Consider the following 6,447-nt stretch of genomic DNA (forward strand, 5'->3'; position numbering starts at 1 on the left):
AACAATTAGAACTAGTAATTGGTTTTCTTGAATAGGGGCTGTCATATAATGCTTGCTGATTCAGAGTAAAATTCTTGACTCTAGGACAGAGCAACACACTAGGGCACTAACAGCGACAAATAACTTGGGATCTGACAAACAATAATTAGACATAAATCCAATTAGTGATTTATGCCCAAAATTCTTGGTAATTAGCCCCTCTTAACAATACAGTTACTAGATTAATTAGGCAATATTTCCAGTAATTTTACGGTTGGAGAAATAGAGTATTGTTTTGTATGAGCAGCAGGCCAAACACATCTAAGAAGCTGTGATGAAGTAACGATGAGCTTTTTAATTACGGTTCAAATCAAAGTTTGATGCTTATCAACTTGATATTAATTATAAAAAGCGGCGCTGTTAAAGAGATTTGTGCAGATAACGAAGTTACACCACCGCTATAGTCCAACTGTCCACGCTTGTGGGAGCAAACATACTATTATTGATAATCCGGGCAGTTCTCGCCATTCCACCCATACGCGTGTATGCCGCAGACTAGCATATTACCACCATAGTATTGCCCGTGATAATTGTCGTAACCAATGCAAGCTACTGGTGTTGATTCTTCGTCATCTAACTCATCCTCATCCTCATCAAATTCCACGATTAACGCACAATTGCAATTTGGGCAGTGGTCTATTTGTCTTGAATTGTCGTCAACTAAACAAGTCTCAAGCCGCAGATAACTGCTGTATTCGCCAGTATCGCTAATATTAATCCTCAATGTCGAAAAGTAAGGATAGCTGCATTGGCAGACATTTAGTTCACATTCAACATCATTAGTGCAACAGGGCTGGAAGTATTTTTCAGCAATTTTCCAATCCTGCTGCTTAGAAAGACTTTCAGGATTACCCTCGAAATCTACTGTCCACAGCTTGGAGTCGTGGAAGATTCTTAAGGCGAAAGATGTATAGTCATGAGCCAGATTTTTAATGCTTTTGTAGCTTTTAGCCAATTCGTAATCAAAACTTCGTTTGCTAACTCTCAAGCTTTGATCACGCGGGTAGATTTGAATGACCAAGTACTCTCTCTCATCAAAGGGATTGAATTCTGTGGCAATATTTGCATTTAAGAAAAGGAAATCTTTCAATGTATCCATTGTTTCTCCTGATTGGAATTTGAGTTGTAGTTCTTTAGTAAATATAATTCCAGGAATTATGTCTAATTATCTAAGCCGAAAAGCTTGCTTTTTAAAGAGTAATAATCCAGAATAAGACATCATACTTTTGGCAAAGTATTTTATAGCAAAGTTTAATGGGTTTCATTTACCATAGTCTGCTTTTGCAGGCTTTTTTATGTAGTTATTTCTCCGGACATAATTCCAGAAGTTCTGCCCATTAAAATTGCCAAAAAAGCTTGTATCTAAGAAATAAGTTTATAAAAATAAATATGTCATGTAAATGCATTTTGTATTTACATGATTGTCACTGACTAAGGTGATACGGTTTTAGCTACGGGTAGTCCGCGTTTGCGGACTTTCCTTAATTAATTGGAGACATAGGTTAAACTCAATCAAATATTTAACCTCCAAAACAGTAGGCTCATTTTAAATACCACAATGCAAGCTATCAGTAGTATTATCTAGCATCACCCTAGCCCACTGCTGGCTCTGTTGTATAAGATGCCAGATATTTTCCATCGTTGTTTCCTTGTAAATGTGTCAAGTTGAATTTAAGTTTCTCTACGGGATAAATCAACTCCTTGCAAAATACGGGAACAATACAAGGGATTTCAGAACAAGAATAAAAATCCTTAAAATAATTGTCACTGATGAGTTTGAGCTTGAGACCTATTGAGTTAAAGTGTTTTAGTCTCCTCTGGTTACTCACCTATTTGAAATGCCTATCCGCCAAGTATCAAGTCGCACTTGCATGAAAAGCTCAGGTAAGCGCAAACGATAAATGTTGTTTCATCTTTGTTGTTATGCTAGTGTTTGCTTGCTAATATCTATTAAGTAAACATCTGACTTTTAGGCAGATCAAGTAGTTGTGTTGATTTTGATAGCTGATCCAGAAACTTTCTTCCTGATTCTGCAATATAACGTGATTATAACAGGGAATCATGAATAAAAAATGGGCTGTGAAACGACTAACAATAAATCTTGCAACAAGCGAGGCAGAGAAACTGGAACAATACTGTGAAATGACAGGAAGACCAGCTACCGACGTGATTCGAGAATTGCTCCGCTCTCTTGAGGTAGAGAAGAGTAAGTAATTGAGAATTTCTCAAACCCAGCTTACTACTTTACTAGTCAAGAAGATTTGACTAATAAGTGGTTAGACGAGAGTTTGCCTACTTGTAAGAAATCTAGCTAATCGGGCAATTTACGAACAAGCTCTTTAATTACTTCCTTTTCCTCTTTTCCTGTCTGTTGACAGTACTTTTCAAGTGTCTTAGCTTCATCCGATGCTAAGTCAACGCTAATTTGCTTATCGGTATTTTTTTTACTCATACGCTATTAACTAGGTATACTACTTGCTTTTGTACTTTACAAACTGCTCACAAGAAAAAAATAAAGATGTCTTTGAATTCAGACTTCTTTTTTAAAAGTTTAATATGTTACTTTTTTGGAGTTATTATTTCCAAACACAACAATCAGTGATTTACCTCAGTGCCAGGTCTACCGACGCATAGATACAGTAATAAATTAAAAGTGTATGGTCAGAATTATTAGTTAGAAACAACTGTATTGACATTATGCTGTCAACAACAGTATTTTTAGCTTGTCTTATTCAGATTTATATCTAAAGAAATATGTATAACTTAATTAGCAGATTAACTAGTTGTTTTTTATACAAATATGTTAAACATTAAAGTAGTTCTAGCATATTGAGAGCGATTTTTTTCGGGGGAGATGGGACTGGCAATACGGTAAGATGACGCAATGTCAGATTCTGAGCAACTTGTCATCTACCAGCTTCATATTTTTATCCTGGGCATTAGTCCAATGATTTGGCGTAGGATAAAAACCAAGAGCGACAGCACGATCGCCGATTTGCACTACATCATCCAGATAGTAATGGGATGGACTGATTCCCACTTACATCGTTTCATAATCTACGGTAAGCATTACGGGATTGCTCAAATTGGGGGAATGTGGTTTTCTGACGATCCTAAAGTTGTCAAACTATCAGATTTTGGCTGGCGAGGTAGAGAGCGTTTTTTATACGAATATGATTTCGGTGATAACTGGCAACATCAAATTAGAGTCGAAGCAATTCTCACTCCAGAATCAAATTGCTTTTATCCAGTGTGCATTAGTGGTAAACGCGCTTGCCCTCCAGAAGACTGTGGTGGCCCGTGGGAGTTCATGGCACAAAAGCAGGAATACTCATTAAGATACATAGCTTCTCGGTGCAGTGAAATTATGGAAGAAGGTGATATCCCTGGCAATATTGAAGAGATGTACGAACTACGCCAATGGTTAATGGTTAACCATTTTGACCACCAAAAAGTTAACCAACGTTTACAGCAATACGCGGCTGGGGATAAAGAGATGTTATTTGAACAGGAAATAGTGTGAAAGTCAAAATCCAAATAGTCGTGGAGTCAGATAATGGAGATTCCCAAGCTGTGCAAGAAATTATGCAGATTGAACGCGGTGCTTTACAGCCAGAAAACTTGGGACTAAAACTAGCGGAAGCCAAAACATTACTACAAAACCTCCAACACACCCTAGCCGAGCAACAAGTAGCAGAGTATTCTCAACAACAGGAGTTATGTTTGCACTGTAGCAAGAAACTGTTGCATAAAGACAAACGTACAATTGTATACCGCACATTGTTTGGCAAGTTGCATCTCCAATGCCATCGACTATTTCACTGCCCGTGCCAGAAACAACCAACCCGTAGCTTTAACTCAGTAGCCAACTTACTACCAGAACGCACTTTAAGAGAACTATTGTATCTGGAGTCCAAGTTTGGGTCTTTGATGTCTTACGGACTGTCTGTGAAACTATTGCAGGAAGTACTAGCAATAGAAGGTGAAATAAACACTACATCGGTACGGAATAACTTACACTCAACTGGTCAACGCTTAGAAGACGAGTTAGGGGAAGAAAAAGGAGGATACATTGAAGGCTGTCCAAGAGATTGGGAGGAATTGCCCCGACCTGATTTACCTTTGGTACTGGGAATGGATGGTGGATATGTCCGTTCCTACGACAAAAAATCGCTTTCCAAAGGTAATTTTGAAGTTATCGTGGGTAAGAGTATAAAAGCAGATGGTACATCTAAGCGGTTTGGGGGAGTTTATTGCTACGATACCAAACCCCAACGTCGGATCTTCGAGGTGTTGACTTCTCTTGGAATGCAGATGAATCAGCAGGTAACTTTCTTGTCAGACGGTGATGAGAAGATACGCGAACTACAGTTTTATCTCAATCCCAACGCAGAATATTTACTGGATTGGTTTCACATCACTATGCGGCTGACAGTGATGACTCAAACAGCAAAAGGACTTAGCAAAAAAGATACCGAATTAGATACAGACATACCCAAGGAGCTAGAACGGATTAAGTGGTATCTGTGGCATGGAAATGTGTTCAGAGCATTGCAACTGGTAAAAGACCTTGTGGACGACCTAGAAATCGTGATTTTTGATGGCAATAGCCCGCTAGAGGTAAAAAAACTGTTTAAAATGGTGCGGGAGTTTGAGAGCTATATTTCAAACAATGGGTCTTATATCCCCAATTATGGAGAACGTTGGCGAAACGGCGAAGCCATTGCTACTGGATTCGTGGAATCGACGGTTAATCAAGTCATTAGCAAGCGGTTTGTCAAAAAAACAGCACCCTTAGGTGGACTCCTAAAGGTGTTCATCTTCTGCTCCAGGTCAGAATTTTGCTTCTCAATGAAGAGTTAGAGAGCAAATTCCAGCAATGGTATCCTGGTTTTAGAGTAGATAGCAAGCCTTCCCAAGAAATACCTCATGTCGCTTAAATTCTCAGTATAAAAAGTAATTTAAATTACTTTTAAGTGGCAATTCTCTGTAAAATGCTGGTCTGTTTTTATGTCTATGTGCAAATCCAACTAAGGAGCGTAAGTTGGTAAAATTAGCTCATATACCCCAAGTTTTTCAGGGGGTTGAGTCATGACACCACAAACCCTCCAACCACCGAAAGTTGGTAAAACCGAAAAACCAGAACGTCAATCGCCTAACTTTCGCAAATACTCCGAGGTCAGGACTAGGAAATATTTGTTACCAGAAGAAGTTGAGTTGATGCGGTCAGCTATCAAAAAATCACTCATGTCGCCACGCTCACCGAGATTCAACCATAGTTTTGCTTTGCTACCGTCACGGATTGCGAGTGGCAGAGGTGGCATCTTTGCGATGGGAGCAAATAGATTGGAATGGTGGCACAATTTACGTGAGGCGAGTCAAAAAAGGTACACCTTCGGTTCAACCCCTTTCCGGTTTGGAGATTCGCGCTCTCCGTCAGTTGCAACGAGATTATCTGTAACGACCTGCAATACTAATCGCTCAAACCTGCAATCAAGACATTTACAAACCAGGATTATTTGCAACTATAATTACGCTTCAGCCAGGATTAAGGGTCTTGTCCACTTTTGGTGATCTAGGTTGGGGATGCTCTCAGTTGAGCGATCGCAACAAGAAAAGATGAAATAATAACTATTACTCAGATTGAGAGATGGCACGAAGTACCCACCAAGAGCGATACCTACGGTAAGCTACGCTAACGCAAAAATAGAGTTTACTTTTATACTCTCACTTACCTGCGCTTTATATAGCCAGCAAGAACCGTCGCTCAAGTAAATCTATTCCTGCGCGACCGTACATTTGTCGTTTCAACATTTTCAATCGGTTGATGTGACCTTCAACAGGGCCATTGCTCACTGAAAGCGTTACACCAGCCTTGACAGCATCATAGTCTTCACGCAAACTTTTAGCAAAGTTGCGAAAAGGAGAAAGAATACTATTCTCCGCCTGTGTCAGCCAAAGATCAAGTTGTTCTCTTTGTCGAGTACGCACCAGTTGAGCAAAACCTTGACCTAATTCAATTACCTCAGCTAATTCGGGCTGTTGTGCCGTTAGCAGTGCAATTAGTTGTTCATCGCCTTGCTTCCACAATTCCTGTCGCCGTAGCACAAGCTAAGTTGCACGACTAGGAGTAAGAGACTTCTTCTGCGGTTCAGCAACTATCGCTCTAGGCTTATTTACCAGCCGTTGCCTCAGTTTCAAACCTTGTGAGGAGCGCAACCGACGGGTGTAGCGGGCCACAGTATCATAGCTGCCAGAGTAACCACGCCGTTGAATTTCCCCAAACAGACCTTTGGTATCGATATAACCCTCGTTCCAGCGTTTGAGAAGATAATTTTTGTAAGGGTTCAGCAAGCTTCGACCACGGTCGCTGCGTCCCTGACGTTCAACAAATGTGGGGCTACTCAG

At 39.9% G+C, this 6,447-nt stretch carries 6 protein-coding genes and 2 pseudogenes; 4 read left to right on the forward strand and 4 right to left on the reverse strand.

Annotated elements, in window-relative coordinates:
• Positions 1-478: 478 nt before the first annotated feature.
• Positions 479-1,138 carry a hypothetical protein gene (locus FNW02_RS36925; RefSeq protein ID WP_191762443.1) on the reverse strand — a complete coding sequence of 220 codons (660 nt, stop codon included), beginning with the start codon at positions 1,136-1,138 and terminating at the stop codon, positions 479-481.
• 962 nt (positions 1,139-2,100) lie between these two features.
• On the opposite strand from FNW02_RS36925, the gene FNW02_RS36930 reads away from it, so the two are divergent.
• The gene (locus FNW02_RS36930; RefSeq protein WP_191762439.1) at positions 2,101-2,253 is read left to right on the forward strand and encodes a ribbon-helix-helix protein, CopG family; all 153 of its coding nucleotides are present in this window, start codon (positions 2,101-2,103) and stop codon (positions 2,251-2,253) included.
• Positions 2,254-2,350: 97 nt separating this feature from the next.
• Here the strand turns inward: FNW02_RS36930 and FNW02_RS36935 are convergent, their stop codons facing one another.
• Positions 2,351-2,491, reverse strand: a complete 141-nt coding sequence (locus tag FNW02_RS36935) for a CopG family transcriptional regulator (protein ID WP_191762440.1) — start codon at positions 2,489-2,491, stop codon at positions 2,351-2,353.
• 432 nt (positions 2,492-2,923) lie between these two features.
• On the opposite strand from FNW02_RS36935, the gene FNW02_RS36940 reads away from it, so the two are divergent.
• The 3 genes and pseudogenes from FNW02_RS36940 (at position 2,924) to FNW02_RS39815 (ending at position 5,613) form a co-directional block, all read left to right on the forward strand.
• Complete coding sequence (locus FNW02_RS36940; RefSeq protein WP_191762441.1) at positions 2,924-3,562, forward strand: plasmid pRiA4b ORF-3 family protein; 639 nt, start codon at positions 2,924-2,926, stop codon at positions 3,560-3,562.
• Positions 3,559-4,979, forward strand: a pseudogene (locus FNW02_RS36945) (ISKra4 family transposase). Before FNW02_RS36940 ends, FNW02_RS36945 begins: the two are co-directional and overlap by 4 nt.
• Positions 4,980-5,130: 151 nt before the next feature.
• Positions 5,131-5,613 carry a hypothetical protein gene (locus tag FNW02_RS39815; protein ID WP_263627867.1) on the forward strand — a complete coding sequence of 161 codons (483 nt, stop codon included), beginning with the start codon at positions 5,131-5,133 and terminating at the stop codon, positions 5,611-5,613.
• A 168-nt stretch (positions 5,614-5,781) separates the two neighbouring features.
• Here FNW02_RS39815 and FNW02_RS36955 read toward each other — a convergent pair whose 3' ends face one another.
• Together FNW02_RS36955 and FNW02_RS36960 are read right to left on the reverse strand one after the other, a co-directional pair.
• Positions 5,782-6,147, reverse strand: coding sequence for a transposase (locus FNW02_RS36955; protein WP_191762442.1), 366 nt, complete (start codon positions 6,145-6,147; stop codon positions 5,782-5,784).
• A 3-nt stretch (positions 6,148-6,150) separates the two neighbouring features.
• Positions 6,151-6,447: pseudogene (locus FNW02_RS36960) on the reverse strand (ISL3 family transposase); the annotation flags it as partial.

The sequence above is a fragment of the Komarekiella delphini-convector SJRDD-AB1 genome, assembly GCF_014831675.1.
Taxonomy (GTDB): domain Bacteria; phylum Cyanobacteriota; class Cyanobacteriia; order Cyanobacteriales; family Nostocaceae; genus Komarekiella.